At 57.1% G+C, this 16717-nt stretch carries 16 protein-coding genes and 1 riboswitch; of the genes, 12 read left to right on the top strand and 4 right to left on the bottom strand.

Features of this window, described 5'->3' with window-relative positions:
- Positions 1–23 precede the first annotated feature (23 nt).
- From AC6I8W_RS22790 to AC6I8W_RS22780, 3 genes are read right to left on the bottom strand one after another with little or no spacing between them, the layout of a single operon-like run.
- Positions 24–1796 (bottom strand): ABC transporter ATP-binding protein, encoded by a 1773-nt coding sequence (locus AC6I8W_RS22790; protein WP_497838397.1) that lies wholly within the window; start codon positions 1794–1796, stop codon positions 24–26.
- Positions 1793–3241 carry a M81 family metallopeptidase gene (locus tag AC6I8W_RS22785; protein ID WP_497838396.1) on the bottom strand — a complete coding sequence of 483 codons (1449 nt, stop codon included), beginning with the start codon at positions 3239–3241 and terminating at the stop codon, positions 1793–1795. Before AC6I8W_RS22785 ends, AC6I8W_RS22790 begins: the two co-directional genes overlap by 4 nt.
- Positions 3242–3252: 11 nt before the next feature.
- Entirely contained in the window at positions 3253–4386 is a 1134-nt protein-coding gene (locus AC6I8W_RS22780; RefSeq protein ID WP_497838395.1) for an ROK family protein, read from the bottom strand.
- A gap of 191 nt (positions 4387–4577) precedes the next feature.
- Here AC6I8W_RS22780 and AC6I8W_RS22775 point away from each other — a divergent pair, with 191 nt between their 5' ends.
- The 4 genes from AC6I8W_RS22775 to AC6I8W_RS22760 are packed head-to-tail and all read left to right on the top strand — an operon-like array spanning position 4578 to position 8830.
- Positions 4578–6113 (top strand): ABC transporter substrate-binding protein, encoded by a 1536-nt coding sequence (locus AC6I8W_RS22775; protein WP_497838394.1) that lies wholly within the window; start codon positions 4578–4580, stop codon positions 6111–6113.
- Positions 6114–6129: 16 nt separating this feature from the next.
- Positions 6130–7050 (top strand): ABC transporter permease, encoded by a 921-nt coding sequence (locus AC6I8W_RS22770; RefSeq protein ID WP_497838393.1) that lies wholly within the window; start codon positions 6130–6132, stop codon positions 7048–7050.
- Positions 7050–7916: an ABC transporter permease gene (locus tag AC6I8W_RS22765; RefSeq protein WP_497838392.1), complete on the top strand. Its 867-nt coding sequence runs from the start codon at positions 7050–7052 to the stop codon at positions 7914–7916. The genes AC6I8W_RS22770 and AC6I8W_RS22765 overlap by 1 nt, the downstream gene beginning before the upstream one ends.
- Entirely contained in the window at positions 7913–8830 is a 918-nt protein-coding gene (locus tag AC6I8W_RS22760) for an ROK family protein (protein ID WP_497838391.1), read from the top strand. Before AC6I8W_RS22765 ends, AC6I8W_RS22760 begins: the two co-directional genes overlap by 4 nt.
- A 111-nt stretch (positions 8831–8941) precedes the next feature.
- On the opposite strand, the gene AC6I8W_RS22755 is transcribed toward AC6I8W_RS22760, so the two are convergent.
- A complete protein-coding gene (locus AC6I8W_RS22755; RefSeq protein WP_497838390.1) occupies positions 8942–9817 on the bottom strand; it encodes a LysR family transcriptional regulator in 876 nt (291 codons plus the stop codon).
- Positions 9818–9940: 123 nt separating this feature from the next.
- Here AC6I8W_RS22755 and AC6I8W_RS22750 point away from each other — a divergent pair, with 123 nt between their 5' ends.
- The 8 genes from AC6I8W_RS22750 (at position 9941) to AC6I8W_RS22715 (ending at position 16628) form a co-directional block, all read left to right on the top strand.
- Positions 9941–10666 carry a pirin family protein gene (locus AC6I8W_RS22750; protein ID WP_497838389.1) on the top strand — a complete coding sequence of 242 codons (726 nt, stop codon included), beginning with the start codon at positions 9941–9943 and terminating at the stop codon, positions 10664–10666.
- A gap of 469 nt (positions 10667–11135) precedes the next feature.
- Positions 11136–11255: riboswitch (TPP riboswitch) on the top strand.
- Positions 11256–11382: 127 nt separating this feature from the next.
- Complete coding sequence (locus AC6I8W_RS22745; RefSeq protein ID WP_497838388.1) at positions 11383–12327, top strand: FAD-dependent oxidoreductase; 945 nt, start codon at positions 11383–11385, stop codon at positions 12325–12327.
- Entirely contained in the window at positions 12311–12508 is a 198-nt protein-coding gene (gene thiS / locus AC6I8W_RS22740) for a sulfur carrier protein ThiS (protein ID WP_497838387.1), read from the top strand. Before AC6I8W_RS22745 ends, thiS begins: the two co-directional genes overlap by 17 nt.
- A gap of 2 nt (positions 12509–12510) precedes the next feature.
- The gene (locus AC6I8W_RS22735) at positions 12511–13278 is read left to right on the top strand and encodes a thiazole synthase (RefSeq protein WP_497838386.1); all 768 of its coding nucleotides are present in this window, start codon (positions 12511–12513) and stop codon (positions 13276–13278) included.
- A gap of 2 nt (positions 13279–13280) precedes the next feature.
- Positions 13281–14249 (top strand): HesA/MoeB/ThiF family protein, encoded by a 969-nt coding sequence (locus tag AC6I8W_RS22730; RefSeq protein ID WP_497838385.1) that lies wholly within the window; start codon positions 13281–13283, stop codon positions 14247–14249.
- Positions 14246–14965, top strand: a complete 720-nt coding sequence (locus AC6I8W_RS22725; protein WP_497838384.1) for an ABC transporter ATP-binding protein — start codon at positions 14246–14248, stop codon at positions 14963–14965. The genes AC6I8W_RS22730 and AC6I8W_RS22725 overlap by 4 nt, the downstream gene beginning before the upstream one ends.
- On the top strand, positions 14946–15683 hold the full coding sequence (locus tag AC6I8W_RS22720; RefSeq protein ID WP_497838383.1) for an ABC transporter permease: 738 nt from the start codon (positions 14946–14948) through the stop codon (positions 15681–15683). Before AC6I8W_RS22725 ends, AC6I8W_RS22720 begins: the two co-directional genes overlap by 20 nt.
- A 9-nt stretch (positions 15684–15692) precedes the next feature.
- Positions 15693–16628 carry an ABC transporter substrate-binding protein gene (locus AC6I8W_RS22715; RefSeq protein ID WP_497838382.1) on the top strand — a complete coding sequence of 312 codons (936 nt, stop codon included), beginning with the start codon at positions 15693–15695 and terminating at the stop codon, positions 16626–16628.
- Positions 16629–16717 lie beyond the last annotated feature (89 nt).

Here is a 16717-nt window from a genome sequence, read left to right as displayed (position 1 = left end):
GCTACGTTTGATAACGCAAATCCTCACTCCATCACCCAATGTCCGGCGCTCACTTCACGATAGCGCCGTGTCTCAGGCTCATAGCCCACTGGCCGTACCGGGCTTTTCAGCTCGCTGACCTCCATCTTCCGTTTCAACTGACGTCTGGCCGGATCGGGCACTGGCACCGACGCCAGTAGCTTGCGGGTGTAGTCATGCTGCGGGTTTTCGAAAATCGCTGCGCGCGGGCCAATTTCAACAATCTCACCCAATAACATCACTGCCACCCGATGGCTGATGCGTTCCACCACCGCCATATCGTGGGAAATAAACAGATATGACAACCCCAGGCTTTGCTGCAAATCCAGCAGCAGGTTGATGATTTGCGCTTTCACCGTCACATCCAGTGCAGAGACCGATTCATCAGCAATGATCATCTTCGGATCAAGCATCAGCGCACGGGCGATGCAGATACGTTGCCGCTGGCCGCCGGAAAACTCATGCGGATAGCGTTTCATCATCGCCGCCGCCAGCCCGACTCGCTCCATCAATGCCGCAGCCTTCTGCACTGCCTGAGCCTTGCTGCCCAATTGATGCTGCAAATACGGCTCGGTCAGCGCTTCCTGCACCGACATCCGTGGATTCAGGCTGGCAAACGGGTCCTGAAAAATCATCTGCATTGCGCAGCGCAGCTTGCGCAGTTCGCTGGCGGAAAGGTTCAACACATCGTAGCCATCAAACTCAACCTGCCCGGATGTTGCCGCCGTCAGCCGGGTGAGGGAGCGCCCGGTGGTGGATTTGCCACAACCGGATTCTCCCACCAGCGACAACGTCTCACCCGGCAGCAACTCGAAGGAGATATTTTCTACCGCATGCACCGCCCCGGTTTTCCGGCTAAACAAACCCTCGTGAATGTTAAACCGTGTACTGAGATTCTTGACCGAGAGCAACGGGCGCGCAGAGGGAGATGGCAGGGTATAAGCAACTGTCGCATCGTCAGCAAACTTACGCGGCCCGTCGATACCGCACATAGCCCCGAGCTGCGGCACTGTGGCGATCAGCGAGCGAGTGTATGCCTGCGCCGGGGCGGAGAAAATTTCGGCGGTGGTGCCACTTTCCACTTTCTCCCCCTGATACATCACCAGGGTACGGTCAGCCACCTCAGCCACCACCCCCATATCGTGGGTGATAAACAATACTGCGGTGCCTTCCTCTTCCTGCAAGGTCTTGATCAGATCGAGGATTTGCCCCTGGATGGTGACGTCCAGCGCGGTGGTAGGTTCATCAGCAATCAACAGTTTGGGGCGCAGCGCCAGCGCCATGGCGATCATCACCCGCTGACGCATGCCACCGGAAAAATGGTGTGGATAGTCAGCAAAACGTTTAGCCGCATTGGGGATGCGCACTTTTTCCAACAGGCGGATGGTCTCTTCGCGTGCGGCGCGTTTTGAGATCTTACGGTGGGTAATCAGCGCTTCAGCAATCTGGTGGCCGATGGTAAATGACGGATTCAGGCTGGTCATCGGCTCCTGAAAAATCATCGCTACGGCGTTGCCGCGCACATCGCGCATCGCGGCTTCGCTTAAGCCGAGCAAATCCACCCCGTTGAGCAGCACTTTACCGCTAATCCGCGTGTGGCGTGCATTTAACAGGCGCATAATCGCCATCGAGGTGACACTTTTCCCCGAACCCGATTCACCGACGATGGCGAGCGTTTCACCGGCGTGAATATCAAAGGAGACATCTTTGACCACCTCACGCCAGTGCTGGTCAGTGCGGAAGGCCACTGTCAGGTTCTCAACGCGCAACACGCTCATTGGTGTGTCTCGGGCACAAACCGGGCGGAGAGGGTGCTTACCGGCAGGAAGTCAAAATCGGTGTCGAACGGGTAAGCCGGTTGGGTTTTACGCTGACGCACCAGCCGCTCCACGTATTGATCCACCACCCCTTCCGATAACGCCATCAGGTTAGGATTGGCCAGCGGTGCCAGTTCCGGCGACAAATAACCCGATTTCACCACCACAATCTCAGCCGTTGCCGGGTCGAGGCCCAGTAGGGCAAAATCCGCCAGGTTATGATAAGGGCGGCGTCGATCGGCCACCACCAGGGTGATGCCGCCAGTTTGCAGTACGGCCTGTTTCGCGATCGAACGCGCATCGTCGACCAGCCTGATTACTGTGAATTCGGCACTGGCTTTGCCGCCTGCGGGATCGAGCGTGGCGCCCACGGTCAGCGGCAATATGGATCCCTCACCGGCCGCGAAGGCTGCGTCGGTGGCGGGTTTATCGGTAATCCCGGCGACGATCACCCCCTGCGCCTGCTGGCGGATCAGTTCGGCCAGCATATCAGCGCGATCGCCGACGCCACCGCCCGTCGGGTTGTCACCGGAATCGGCGAGGATCACCGGATGAGTGGGGCTGGCAATCGCCATACGCACGCACTCCTCGGTACTGCCGGTGACACAGCCAAAGACAAATTCGTCCCGCGCCTGCCAGTACGCCAGGGCGAGTTTTGCCGCCTGTTCTGCCAGCACATCGGCATCGGTGCCGGTCATGATCGCCGCTGCGGTGGCGCGCGGTTCATCGGCCCAGACGTAACCCACCATCAGTGACGCATCCCAGATATGTTCGAGGGCGTTAATGCCGGGTAGGCGGGCATACAGGCTTTTCGCCGGTTCATCTTCCGTGCTGGTACGTTCACCCGGCAATACCACCGGAATCGGTGCCCACACCACACCCGGTCTGATACCGCTGTGCAGGCTTTTTACCAGCATCGATACTGAACGGCGCATGGTTTCCTCCACGTCGATATGCGGCGCGGTGCGGTAGGTGGAGAACATATCAATGGCATCGATAATGCGTTGGGTGACGTTACCGTGTAGGTCATAACTGACGGTGATCGGGCAGTCAGCGCCGACCAGCTCACGGGTGGCGGTGATCCAGTCACCTTCGGCATCCTCCATCCCTTCAACGTAGACCGCGCCGTGCATCGCCAGGTACACGCCATCTACCGGTAGCATGGCGGCGAGGCGGGTAAGAAAATCCTGTTTAAAATCGTCGTATGTCACACGCGCCACCGGACCACCGGCGATGGCACGCGCATGGAAAGTTGGCAGGAAAGTGGCATCGTAATCAGCCAGAAACGCAAAATACGGGCTGGCCGTCAATTCATCACCGCGCAGAATGCGGAAGTCATCAGCATAATTCAGCACTGGGTTATAAGTACTGCACTCCGTATGAATACCACCAAAAGCAATGCGCATAGCAGCCTCCGCTACTCGGGTAAATGAATGAGGAATCGATAGGCCGCCACACTGGCTGCGGCTCTGGCCCAGCTTTCATCGTTAAGGACGATGGTCGAGATCGGGGTTTTGCCCATGATGGAGGGCAGGACATTGGCATCAATCGCCTGCATCACCACGGTTTTGAGTAGCCCATCGAACGCCCCCGGATGATGGGCTATGACGATCAATTCGGGATCGTTCATCTGTACGATATTGGCGATGGCGAGGCCGAGGGCATTACCCGCCTGGTGCAGAATGGCAATGGCCGCGCTGCTGCCTTTTACCGCCTGGGTCTCCAGCTCTGGTAGCGTCTGCGCGGCAATCGCCTTGTCGCGCATGTTCTCGCGGATGGCGGTTAACGAGGCCAGCGTATCGAGGCAACCACGCTTGCCACAACGACAGGGACGGCCACCCGGTTCGATGGTGCAGTGGGCAATTTCACCCGCGCCGCCATGCGCGCCACGATGCAGTTGTCCCTGAAAGAAATGCGCCGAACCGATGCCGTCGCTGTGGGAGATCAGGGTGAAGTTGCGGATCTTTTTCGCCAGCCCGAAGATTTTCTCGCTGACCGCCAGGGCTTTGGCGTCATTTTCCAGCGAGACCTCCAGCCCTGTTTGCGCTTTCAGCATGTCGGCCAGCGGGACGTCTTTCCAGCCCAGCAGCGCGGACTGTACGCACACCGCCTGATGCTCATCGACGAAGCCGGAGAGGGTGACACCGAGACCAATCAGTTGATCGGGTGAAATCCCCTGCTCCGTCACCAACGGGGGGATGGCATCGGCGATGGCTCGGGTGAGTTGTTGCGGATCGAGATTCAGCGGCAACACGCGGGTCGCCAGCGTCCGGCCATGCATATCAATCAGCACCAGGGTAATGGCTTCACCGAGTAACGAGGCACCGAGAAAATAGGCGCTGTCGGCACGCATTTTTAATAACACCGAGGGACGGCCCTGGCCGGTGGCTTCCGGAATACTTTCTTCCACTAAACCGGCGTGCAACATCTCTTTAATCAGGGTGCTGATGGCTGCCTTACTCAGTTTCATTTTCTGCGCGATAGCGGTGCGGCTCATGCCATGTGACGCGATAAGCAGACGGATAATTTGTTGCTGATGGGCATTGAGCATGCTGAACCTCAAAACAAGGCAGTGGTGAACCGACAATAATAAGCCATGAGCACAAAGACAAGATGATTTAGTTAAATTCCTGAACCAGGATAGAGATATAAGTAAAATATATGAACTAACGTATTGGCTTTTGTTTATGAACTATGCCTTATATAACGCGGTTAATTCACCGATCGTATCTGAGGGCCTTCATGGAAAGCACACTTAAGCGTTTCAGAGTCATTACTCTCGCGGGCTGCATGATGTCGTTATTTGCCAGCGCCTCCGCCTTTGCCAGCCAACTGGTTATTATGCAGAACGAACCGCCGCGCAGCATGGATCCGGGTAACCAGACCGCCACTTTTACCGGCACGGTACTGGATCCGATGTACGAAGGCCTGACGCGTCTCGGTGATGACGGCAAGATTGTCCCGGCACTGGCGTTGTCCTGGAGTACCGATGCCAGCGGTCTTAACTGGACCTTCAAACTGCGGCCAAATGTGAAGTTCCATGATGGCACCTCGTTTAATGCCGATGCGGTGGTGGAAAACTTCCAACGCCATCTCGATACCAAACGCGGGTTGGCGGCCAGCGGTAAAATTCGCACCTTTGTTCAGGATGTGAAAAAAATCGATGACCTGACGGTGGCCTTTCAACTGAAAAAAATTAACCCGGCATTTTTAACCATTCTGGCGTCAGGGCCGGGATTAATGGTCAGCCCACAGGCGGATAAAGCGGGCAGTATTAATAATCAGGCCGACGGCACCGGTCCGTATAAATTGGTGCAATACAAATCGGGTGAATTTGTGCTGGAGAAAAAGAACCCCGACTACTGGGGTAAATCATCCGGTCCGGACGAAATTAAATGGACATGGAGCAGCGAGCCTTCAGTGATGAATATGGCGCTGCAATCCGGCCAGGTCGATATTATCAACCCGGTGCCGCCACAATTCGCTGGCATGTTAAAAAACAATCCTAACGTTAACCTGAAGCAGTCGCCGGGTGCGGCAGTATTCTGGGTGGATCTGAATACGCAAAGTAAGGCGTTGAGCGATGTTCGGGTGCGTCAGGCGCTGAACTTCGCCACCGATCAACAGGCGCTGAGTAAAGCGGTGATGTTTGGTTACGCGCAACCTGCGAATTCGGCGTTGGCCCCGATCGATGCCAACTACGATAAAGACTTACATGATTACCCGTATGACCTGCAAAAAGCCAAAGATCTGCTTAAAGCGGCGGGCTATCCCGACGGTTTTGCTATGTCGATTGCCGTGCAGGCTCCGGATGCACGTACCGCCCAGGTATTGCAGGGGATGTGGGCTAAGGTGGGTGTGAAACTTAATGTGCGCCAGATGGAAAGCGGCGTGTGGACCAAAGCCGCCTTTGCCGATGGTAAAGAGAAAGCTGCGCAGGGCACCGATGCAGTGCTGGCGTCCTGGTCTTCCGGTCTGTACGGATCCGACCTGCAATTGCGTCCGTTGTATCACACCAGCAGCTTTGCGCCGGGTGGTGCCAACTTAGGCTTCTTCACAGATAAGCAAACCGATGATCTGATCGACACTGCCGCTTCGACCATGGATGACGCCAAACGCAAAGCGTTGTATTTCGAAGCGCAGAAGCGCATCAGCGGTCTGGCCCCGCAGGTGTTGCTGTTTTATCAGGATGATCTGTATGCCGCGCGTAAAAATATCAGTGGTGTCACCATGCAGCCCGGCGGTCAGCTGGTGGTGCGCGATGCGGTAAAAAATTAACCCAGGGCAAGCCGTTATGAAAGCCTATGTCGCGAAAAAGGTGCTGTCGCTGCCGCTGATTATCTTCGGCGTGTCGATCATCGTGTTTATCGCTATCCGCGCGCTGCCGGGCGATCCGGCGCGCCTGATGGCCGGGCCGGAAGCGCCGCAGGAAGCGGTGGATAATATGCGCATCCGACTGGGTCTGGATCAGCCGCTGCCACTGCAATACGTGAAGTTTGCTGCGGAAGCGCTGCACGGTAATCTTGGCATGTCGTTGCAGTCGCAGCGCCCGGTGATGACTGAGATCAGCGAACGGTTACCCTACACCTTGTCGCTGGCGGCGCTGGCCTATCTGCTGGCTATCGCCATTGGTGTCCCCGCCGGGATGACCGGGGCGATCTATCGCCAGCGCATCCCGGATCAGGTGGTGATGGTGCTGACCATTGCCGGAGCCTCAATTGCCAACTTTTGGTTGGCATTGTTGGCGATGAACTATTTCGCGGTGCAGCTCGGCTGGTTGCCGTTGCTGGGGGCGGATTCGTGGCGTAACTACATCATGCCGACGGTGACGCTGGCGATTTTGCCGATGGCGATGATCGCGCGCATGACGCGTTCCAGCATGCTTGATGTGTTGAGCCAGGATTACATCCGTACCGCCAAAGCCAAAGGGTTGTCGACGCGTAGCATTCACTGGAAGCATGCGCTGCGCAACGCGCTGATCCCCATCGTCACCATTGTCGCTTTGAACTTCGGCAGCCTGATTGGCGGGGCGGTAGTGACGGAGTCGGTGTTCAACTGGCCGGGTATTGGCCGTCTGCTGGTGGATTCGGTGCGCTACCGTGATTACCCGGTGATTCAGGGCGTGACCCTGGTGGCGGTGACCGGTGTGGTGCTGATGAACCTGGTGGGTGAGATCCTCATCGGCTTGCTGAATCCGAAAATAAGGTTCGACTGATGAACAGCCTCGAAACGACCGTGCTGCCGCGTCGATCGCGTGGCCGACAACTGCTGCATTTTCTGGTCATGTATCCTTCGATTGCGCTGGGGGGTGGACTGGTATTACTGGTGGTACTGGCAGCGTTGTTGGCACCGCTGATCACGCACTGGGACCCGATTGAGCAGGACCTGCTCAACACACTTCAGGCTCCTTCAGCCGCGCACTGGTTTGGTACTGACGATTACGGACGGGATATTTTCTCGCGCGTGATTTACGGTGCGCGAATCTCGTTGTTTGAGGTATGCCTGAGCGTAGCAATTTCGATGGTGGTCGGTATTCCGCTTGGCATTATCTCTGGCCTGGCGGGCCGCAAACTTGATGCGTTGATTATGTGGGTGATGGACATCATTTTTGCCTTTCCGGGCATCGTGCTGGCGATCCTGATTGTCAGCGTATTGGGTGAGGGGTTAACCAATATGCTGATCGCCATTTCCCTGTTCTCCATCCCGGTGTATGCACGCCTCAGCCGCAACCTGACGCTGGGGCTGAAAAATATGGAGTACATCGAGGCGGCCCATATGCTGGGGGTGCGCTACCCACGCATTATTACCCATTATATTTTGCGTAACGCGATTGGCCCGCTGATTGTGCAGTCAACCCTGACGGCCGGTGCGGTGGTGTTGTCTGCGGCCAGCTTGTCTTTCCTGGGATTGGGGGTACAACCTCCAATGCCGGAGTGGGGCACCATGATGAGCGATGGTCGCAATTTTCTCGGTCTGAATATCTACGTGTCACTTTTCCCTGGGTTGGCGATTTTGATTACTGTACTCGGCTTTAACGTGTTGGGTGACGGTTTACGCGATGTAATGGATAAGCGTTTATGAATACGGTGATTTGTTTCGATTTAGGTGGTTCGTTTATCAAACTGGGGATGGTGCGTGCTGACGGCGATCTGACCCTGCTCTGTCAGGAAAAAATGCCGAGTACCTCCTGGCCTGAGTTTATTCGACTGATTCGCAGCATGATCGACCAGCATCAGCAGCATTTTAGCGCCAGCAGTCCGGTGGCAATCTCCACCGCCGGAATTGTGGCACCGGATAGCGGTGAAATCTTTGCCAGCAATATTCCGGCTTTTCATCAGCGCAAACTGGCGCAAGAGTTGGGTGTCGAATTGCAACGCCCGGTGATTGTGCATAACGACGCCGATTGTTTCACCCTGGCAGAAGCCCTGACGGGGGCGGGCAAAGGCCACAAGGTGGTGTTTGGTGCCATCCTCGGTTCGGGTGTGGGCGGCGGTCTGGTGGCTGATGGCCGCATCATCATCGGACAAAATGGCTTAACCGGTGAGTGGGGACATGGCCCGATCACCCTGACTGAGGTCGAGATTGCAGGTGAGTGGCATCGTCTGCCGCGTTTGTCCTGCCCCTGTGGGCAAAAAGGCTGTCTGGATAGCTGGGGCGGCGCGCGTGGGATGGAGAATCTGCATCGCGTTTTGCATGGCGAAATGACCACCAGTATCGATATTATCGCGCGCTGGCAACAGCAGGAGACGCTGGCGGAGAAAACCCTCACTGCCTGGCTGCAACTGGTGGGGCAGCCGCTCGCTTACTGCATCAATATGACCGGTGCATCCGTGGTAGTGGTCGGTGGCGGGCTGGCGTCTGTGACGCCGTTGATTGCGGCGTTAGATAGTGTGGTGCAAGGCTACGTGTTACGCCGCAGCGCCCAGCCGCTGGTGGTGCCGGGGCATTTTTCTCATGATGGTGGCATGCGCGGTGCGGCGCTGTTGGCAAAATAAAACAGGTGAGTTTGTATTGACTCGTAGCGGCGCGATTTATCGTGCATTCGGTTCGCTATCATAATGTCAAAGGCGCGCGATAAATCGCGCCGCTACGGAATATAGCTACGATTAAGCCAGCTTCTGCTGCAAAAACGCCATAAACATCCGGTTGACTTCGCTGCGCTGGCGATGCTGTGGATACAACGCATTCAGGCTCAATGAGGAAGGATGCCAGTCATCCAGCACCGTCACTAAATCCCCACTGGCAAGGGCCGGGGCGACGATAAATTCGGGTAACAGAATCAGCCCCAACCCGGCCATCGCGGCATCACGCAGCATCTCCCCGTTGTTGCTGACCATTGGTCCCTGCACGTTAATCACTTCACGTTGTTCCCCCCGAAACAGTTCCCAGCCAGTCTGACTTTCTCGGCCATAGCGCAGGCAGGCGTGATCGAGCAGATCTTCAGGTTTGCGTGGCGCGTCGGCCCCTTGCAGATAGCGCGGGCTGGCGCAGATCACCCGGCGAAACTCACCCAATTTTTTGGCAATCAACGTTGAGTCGGGCAGGGTGCCGATGCGAATTGCCATATCAAAACCTTCGCCAATCATATCGACATAGCGATCCGCCAGTTCCACCTGGAATTGCAACGCGGGATGCAGGCTGAGGAATTCAGCGATATAGGGTGAAAGATGGCTGATACCAAAGGACATCGGTACGCTAAGACGAAAACTTCCCTGGAGTACCTGACGGCGTCCCGATACCGCCAACTCCGCTTCCTGTACATCATCCAGAATGCGCTGCGCATGACGGGCAAACAGCTGGCCGTTATCCGTTACCGACAGTTTGCGCGTGTTGCGATTAAGTAAGCGCGCGCCCAGTGACTCCTCCAGCGCGGCGATGCGGCGGCTGACGTATTGCTTGGACAGCATCAACTGCTCGGCGGCAGCGGTGAAGTTGCCGGCTTTAATCACGGCGACATAAATGCGCAGGTCATCTATCTGCATATTGTCCACTTATTGGTGACAGTCATTGTCAGTGTAACGCATTGTTGAGCGTTTCAGTTTACGTATACTGAGTCTCATCAGGAAGCGAAATCGTCTTCCGCTAACAAATTTGAGGAGCAGACCATGATTGAACAAAGATTGTCAGCCCAGCGCGGCCTCGGTGACCACGGCTGGTTGCATTCACGCCATACTTTCTCGTTTGCCAACTATTGGGACCCGAAACAGACTGGTTTCTCGGATTTACTGGTGATTAACGATGACCAGGTGGCACCGGGTCGTGGTTTTGGTGCACACCCGCACAGCAACATGGAGATCATCTCTTATGTGCTGGAAGGGGCGCTGGAGCATAAAGACTCTATGGGCACCGGTTCGGTAATTGTCCCCGGTGACGTGCAGCTGATGAGCGCCGGTAGTGGCGTGACGCATAGCGAGTTTAACCACTCGAAAGCGGAAAGCGTGCATTTCCTGCAAATCTGGATCGTACCGGCAGAACGTGGCACCCAGCCTGGCTACCAGCAGATTTCGGTAGCAGAAGGTGACAAACGTGGTCAGTTGCGTCTGATTGTGTCGCCGGCAGGTGATGCCGGTTCGCTCAGTGTCCGTCAGGATATCCGCATCTATGCTGGACTGTTTGATGGTGCCGAGCAGCAGACCTTTGCGCTGGATGCCGACCGCTATGCCTATATTCATGTGGCGAGTGGCAGCATTGAAGTGAACGGCGTGGTGTTTAACGCCGGGGACGGCGCACGCGTACGCAACGAAACCGCGCTGCAATTCGCCAACGGCAAAGATGCGGAAGTGTTGTTGTTTGATCTGCGCCCGCTGGAAGTGAATCATCCGCAGCGTTAAACAATATGGGAGGCCTGTTGGCCTCCTTTCTTCTTCAATTGCGCGATAAATCGTGCCGCTAAACCCATTCCATTCCCCGCACAATCCGTAGCAGCGCGATTTATCGCGCGGGTTTTGACCTTCAGCAATCTCCACCCGTAAGGTGCGATGTTTACAACAACAACGCGGCAGAGGCCAGTCGTTGCATGATATCAAAATCCCGCTGCTCATCTGGCATCGCTATTCCTGGTTTGCCTGATGCTTCAGGGGCAGAACACCACCCATAAAATAATCACGCCGAACACGCACACCAGAATGGCTGAAATGATTGAATCAGCACACATATTTTATCTGCCGGATTTCAGGATGAAGAGAGGAGGATACGCGCAAATCGTGGAGAAAAATGGGTGATCCTGAAACAGGGAATTTTTAAAGGTTAGCCTTTGTTGCCAGTCTTACACTTGACGAAGCCTGGCTGCTGCAATACAAATAGACGCGTCGGGGGAGTCTCGCCCAAGAGACTGAGAGGCTAAAAGCGCACTGCGCGGCTTAGCGACCCTTTGAACCTGACCCAGTTGATACTGGCGTAGGAAGACTGACAGCCTGCCATTTTGGCTGTCTGACAACGGGACGCTTTTCCGTCGCGCGTGTCATTTCCCTCCTCCTGTATCCGGGTCTCAGTGCGAAAACTGAGAGGCCGATATGAATGCTCCCCGTTGTATTCCGGAACACCCGCTATGAGTCGCTGGTCGATATTAGGCAGCGGCGTGGCGGGCCTGTGCGTAGCGACCTTACTCGCTGAACGCGGTGAACAACTTGAAGTGATTAGCGATGAATCGCGGCAGCCCGCCTCGTGGTTTGCCGGTGGCATGCTCGCGCCCTGGTGCGAAGCAGAAAGCGCACCGCGTGCTGTCATCGATCTTGGTCAACATTCCGCCACCTGGTGGCAGCAGCGTGTCAGCAGCGTTGAACATCAGGGCACGTTGGTGGTGGCTCCGCCGCGTGATAGCCAGGAACTGAACCGCTTTGCGCGCATGACCGAACAACATCAATGGATTGATCCGGCAGAAGTGGAACCGGCTCTCGCCGGACGCTTTGCCCGTGGCCTGTTTTTTGCCCGCGAAGCGCATCTCGATCCCCGTTTGGCGCTGAACGAAATGCGTGAGAAATTGCAGCAGCGCGGGGGGGCTTTTCACCACGGGAAACCGTCGGGGCAAGTGATCGACTGTCGTGGGATCCATGCGGCAGCGGCGTTGCCACGCCTGCGGGCGGTGCGCGGTGAAATGCTGATTTTGCATAGCGATGAGGTGCGCTTCTCGCGCCCGATTCGTCTGCTGCATCCGCGCTTTCCTTGCTATCTGGTGCCGCGTCGCGCGGGTCATTTTATGCTCGGTGCAACCATGGTCGAGAGCCATGACGCCAGCCCGATCAGCGCCCGCGCCATGATGGAGCTGCTCAGCGCTGCCTGGGCCATCCATCCGGCGCTGGCCGAAGCGCGCATTATCGAAAGCGCCAGCGGTTTGCGTCCGGCCTACCCGGCCAATCTGCCGGAAATCCACTATCAAAACGGCTCGTTTTACCTCAACGGTATGTACCGCCACGGCTTCCTCCTGGCCCCGCTAATGGCGGAGCAACTGATGCAGCGCTTAACCTCGGAACAACTTCATGAATATTCAGCTTAACGGCCGCCCGGTGCTGACTGCTGCTCGCACCCTGAGCGAACTGCTGCGCGAACAGCACATTGATGCCGCCTGCGTGGCAACTGCCTTCAATGGCAATTTTGTTCCCAAATCCCAGTACGACAGCCAGCAACTGACAGAAGGCTGTCAATTGGAAGTGCTATCACCGATGCAGGGAGGCTAATCATGTTTTATGGCTTTGAACCCCAGTCACGTTTTCTGCTCGGCACCGCAGGTTATCCCTCGCCTGCGATTTTACAGCAGGCGATTGCGGCGGCGGGTAGCGAAATCATTACCGTCAGTCTGCGGCGTGAAGGCACAGCCGGTGCTGCCTTTCGTGAATTGCTGGCGCAGTTGGATCTGCGCGTGCTGCCCAACACCGCCGGATGTCACACGGTGCAGGAAGCAGTAACCACGGCCTATATGGCGCGTGAATTATTTAACACCCCGTGGATCAAGCTGGAGGTGATCGGCCATGCCGACACGCTGCAACCCGATCCCTTCGCGTTGGTGGAGGCAGCCCGCATCCTGTGTGCCGACGGATTTCAGGTGTTTCCGTATACCACCGAAGATCTGATTGTCGGTGAAAAATTGCTGGAAGCGGGCTGCGAAGTCCTGATGCCGTGGGGTGCGCCGATTGGCTCCGGCCAGGGGCTACGTAACATTGATGGACTACGGGCGATGCGTGCCTGGTTCAGCGATATTCCGCTGATTATCGATGCCGGTATCGGTGCGCCATCGCAGGCAGCACAGGCGATGGAGCTGGGTTTCGACGCGGTTCTACTCAACACCGCCGTAGCGAAAGCGGGTGACCCGGTGCGTATGGCGGGGGCGTTCCGCCAGGCTATCGAGGCGGGGCAAGCCGCACGTGACGGAGGGTTGATGGAGAAACGCGATATGGCCGCCGCCTCCACACCGATCTTTGGTCTCGCCACGTTTGGCGGAGGACAGTAACGATGGATCGCTATCAACGTCAGATGATGTTGCCGGAAATCGGCGAGCCGGGACAGCAGCGACTGAGCCAGGCGCGCGTGCTGGTGGTGGGTGCTGGTGGACTGGGTTCCACGCTGTTGCCGTTGCTGGTGGGGGCGGGCGTCGGCTATATCCGCCTGTATGACGACGATGACGTGGCGCTGCACAACCTGCACCGCCAGACATTGTTCGATATGCAGGACGTCGCGCAGCTCAAAGTCACCAGCGCGCAACGCGCGTTGCTGCGGCGTAATCCGCAGGTGCGCGTGGAACCGCTGCCGCTGCCGTTAACTGCCAGCAATGTGCAGCAGGCGCTGCATAACATCGACCTGGTGATTGACGCTGCGGATAATTTCGCCGTGACCTATCAACTGTCGGATGCCTGTCATCCATTGGGCATCCCGTTGATCAGCGCGTCGGTGCTGGGACGGCGGGGCTACGTCGGCGGATTTTGCGCCTCGGCACCCAGCTACCGCGCGGTGTTTCCACAGTTGCCCAGCAGTGCCGCCAACTGCAACACCGCAGGGGTGATGGGACCGGCGGTCGCTGCGTTGGGAGCGTTACAGGCGCAGATGGCGTTGAGCGTGCTGTTGGGCTTTACCCCCTCGCCGCTGGGTTGTCTGGTCAATTGTGATTTTGTGCACTGGCATTTTCGCCAGTTCCGCTTTGACGATGCAGAAGAGCCGGAACAACCCGGTGTGCCCTTTATTGATGCCCGGTTACTCACCGCCGAAGATTGCATCGTCGAACTGCGTAGCCGTGAGGAAGCCCCGGTCAGCGTGGCGGCCTGGGCGCAACGCATTCTGCCGCAGCAACTCGACGCCTGGCAGCCACCGAATGATCAACGCATTGTGCTGGTGTGTGCCAGCGGTATCCGTGCCGCTCAGGCCGCAACCGCGCTGGCACAGCGTGGCTGTAACCGGCTGGCCATTCTGGCAGCCAATCGACCATGAGCATGGATATTACGCTGCACGATGTCAGTTTCGGCTGGGGAGGGCATCCGCTGTGCCAGCACCTCAACCTGCGTTTGCGTGGGGGTAAGACCACGGTGTTGCTGGGGTGCAGCGGCATTGGCAAGAGTACCGTGTTGCGCCTGGTGGCCGGTTTGCTTCAACCACAGCAGGGCAGCATCAGCGGCATTCGCGACAACGTGGCGTGGATGGGGCAGCAAGATTTGCTCTATCCGTGGTTGTCGGTGCTGGACAACGTGATGCTGGCGGCGCGTCTGACGGGTGAAAAAGCGGATCCTGTACGCGCCATGCATCTGCTGGAGCAGGTCAAACTGGCCGACGTCGCCCATGCCAAACCCGATACACTTTCCGGTGGTATGCGGCAACGCGTGGCGCTGGCGCGCACCCTGTATGCCGGACGCGATGTGGTGCTGATGGATGAACCTTTTGCCACCCTGGATGTGATGACCAAACTTAGCCTGCAAACGTTGACGGCAACCTTGCTACAGGGAAAAACCGTGCTGTTAGTGACGCATGATCCGCTGGAAGCCTGCCGCATGGCGGACGACATTCTGCTGCTGAGCGGCCAACCGTTGCGTATCGAAACCTGGCCGGTGCCGGGCGGCAGGGCACCCCGTACTCTCGATGATCCCAGCCTGTTGCAGGCGCAGGGCCAGCTGTTTAACCGATTGAATCAAGATGAAGAAAAATCTGTTTAGCGCCGTCTACTTGTTGGCGGTGCTGTTATGCGCCTGGCTGCTGGCGCGCCACAATGGCGTGCCGAATTTTCTGTTGCCCGCGCCGCAAGCGGTGCTGGAAGCGTTGTGGTTGCATCGCGCGCTGCTGTGGCATCACCTGGTGTTCACCCTGGCGGAAATTGGGCTGGCGCTGCTGCTGGGAGTGGGGGCAGGCATCGCCCTGGCGATATTGATGGCGGGCAGCCCGCTGATACGACGCTTGCTGTTTCCGCTGGTCACCGCCAGCCAGGCCATTCCGGTGTTTGCGCTGGCCCCGTTGCTGGTGCTGTGGCTGGGGTTTGGTATCGCATCGAAAGTGGTGGTGGCGGCGTTGATCCTGTTCTTCCCGCTGTGTCTGTCCTTGTTTGATGGCCTGTGCCGCGCGCCACCCGGTTGGCTGGAGTTGGCACAAACCCTCAACGCTTCACGTTTTCGCCTGTTCTGGCAGGTGCGCTGGCCAGCCGCGCTGCCGCAATTTTTCTCTGGTTTGCAGATGGCGGTAGTGCTGGCACCGATTGGCGTGGTGATTGGCGAATGGGTAGGGGCCAGCGAAGGACTAGGCTACCTGATGATGCAATCCAATGCGCGACTGGAAACCGCCACCAGCTTCGCCGCGTTGTTGTTGTTACTGATTCTGGCGTTGCTGCTGTCCGGCGGCGTCGCTCTGCTACGCAAGAAAACCCTCTGGCACTCAACATAAGGATGCATTTTGAAAAACCTGGGAACTGTGATTACCGCGTTATTGCTACTGGTGACATCCAGCGTTGCGCAGGCGAACGAAAAAGTTCGCCTGTTGCTCGACTGGTTCGTTAACCCGAATCATGCGGCGATTTTTGCCGCGCAATACAGCGGTGCATTTAAAAAAGAGGGGCTGGATGTGGAGATGATCGCCCCGGCCGATTCCGCCTCCGTGCCGTTGCTGCTGGCGGCAGGTAAGGCCGATCTGGCGATCAGCTATCAACCACAGCTCTACACGCTGGTGGATAAAGAGGTGCCGGTGATCCGCGTGGGTACGCTGATCAACCAGCCGCTGAACACCTTGACGACGGTCTCTGATGATATCCATTCACTCAAGGACTTTGCCGGGAAATCGCTCGGTTATGCCATTCCGGGCTTTGAGGATGTTGCTATCCGCAACATGCTGAAATCCCAGGGCGTTGACCCGGATTCGGTCAAACTGATCAACCTCAATATGGATGCGGTGTCCGCGTTGCTGACGCACAAAATTGACGGGGCCATGACGGTGTACCGCAACTATGAGTTGCTGGACCTGAAAGATAAAGGGGCGAAGCCGGTGGTATTTAAACCGGAAGACTTTGGCGTACCAGCCTATGACGAGTTAATCATTCTGGCGAACCAGAAAACGGCGGCGCAGGATAAGCGCATCCCGGCGTTTCTGCGCGGCCTGGATGCCGGTGTCGCCTGGTTGCGCGCCCATCCAGAGCAAGCGTGGCAGGCATTTATTAAGCAATACCCGGAGCTGAATACGCCCCTTAATCACCAGGGCTGGCAGGCGACGTTACCGTATTTTGCCAGCCACAGTGCCACGCTGGATACGCAGCGTTATCAGGCGTTTGCCGAGTATATGAAGGCAAATGGCTTGATTCAGCAAGTGGCTCCGATGGCGCGTTACGCGTTGCAGTAGCGGCGCGACTTATCGCGCATCATCTCGGGTCAGCCGATGGCGGGAAAACCGCCGCCTTTTAGCTTTGCGTGCGCTGAATCGTTGGGATT

Source organism: Pantoea sp. X-Soil-TKNS-1211, from assembly GCF_059730495.1.
The sequence above is the reverse complement of the archived record's forward strand: the minus strand, read 5'-3'. Positions and strand labels throughout refer to the sequence as shown.

What these genes read in the sequence shown, in the direction of transcription:
- AC6I8W_RS22790 (WP_497838397.1), bottom strand. Translation starts at nt 1,796, where the DNA reads ATGAGCGTGTTGCGCGTTGAGAACCTGACAGTGGCCTTCCGCACTGAC.
- AC6I8W_RS22785 (WP_497838396.1), bottom strand. Translation starts at nt 3,241, where the DNA reads ATGCGCATTGCTTTTGGTGGTATTCATACGGAGTGCAGTACTTATAAC.
- AC6I8W_RS22780 (WP_497838395.1), bottom strand. Translation starts at nt 4,386, where the DNA reads ATGCTCAATGCCCATCAGCAACAAATTATCCGTCTGCTTATCGCGTCA.
- AC6I8W_RS22775 (WP_497838394.1), top strand. Translation starts at nt 4,578, where the DNA reads ATGGAAAGCACACTTAAGCGTTTCAGAGTCATTACTCTCGCGGGCTGC.
- AC6I8W_RS22770 (WP_497838393.1), top strand. Translation starts at nt 6,130, where the DNA reads ATGAAAGCCTATGTCGCGAAAAAGGTGCTGTCGCTGCCGCTGATTATC.
- AC6I8W_RS22765 (WP_497838392.1), top strand. Translation starts at nt 7,050, where the DNA reads ATGAACAGCCTCGAAACGACCGTGCTGCCGCGTCGATCGCGTGGCCGA.
- AC6I8W_RS22760 (WP_497838391.1), top strand. Translation starts at nt 7,913, where the DNA reads ATGAATACGGTGATTTGTTTCGATTTAGGTGGTTCGTTTATCAAACTG.
- AC6I8W_RS22755 (WP_497838390.1), bottom strand. Translation starts at nt 9,817, where the DNA reads ATGCAGATAGATGACCTGCGCATTTATGTCGCCGTGATTAAAGCCGGC.
- AC6I8W_RS22750 (WP_497838389.1), top strand. Translation starts at nt 9,941, where the DNA reads ATGATTGAACAAAGATTGTCAGCCCAGCGCGGCCTCGGTGACCACGGC.
- AC6I8W_RS22745 (WP_497838388.1), top strand. Translation starts at nt 11,383, where the DNA reads ATGAGTCGCTGGTCGATATTAGGCAGCGGCGTGGCGGGCCTGTGCGTA.
- thiS (WP_497838387.1), top strand. Translation starts at nt 12,311, where the DNA reads ATGAATATTCAGCTTAACGGCCGCCCGGTGCTGACTGCTGCTCGCACC.
- AC6I8W_RS22735 (WP_497838386.1), top strand. Translation starts at nt 12,511, where the DNA reads ATGTTTTATGGCTTTGAACCCCAGTCACGTTTTCTGCTCGGCACCGCA.
- AC6I8W_RS22730 (WP_497838385.1), top strand. Translation starts at nt 13,281, where the DNA reads ATGGATCGCTATCAACGTCAGATGATGTTGCCGGAAATCGGCGAGCCG.
- AC6I8W_RS22725 (WP_497838384.1), top strand. Translation starts at nt 14,246, where the DNA reads ATGAGCATGGATATTACGCTGCACGATGTCAGTTTCGGCTGGGGAGGG.
- AC6I8W_RS22720 (WP_497838383.1), top strand. Translation starts at nt 14,946, where the DNA reads ATGAAGAAAAATCTGTTTAGCGCCGTCTACTTGTTGGCGGTGCTGTTA.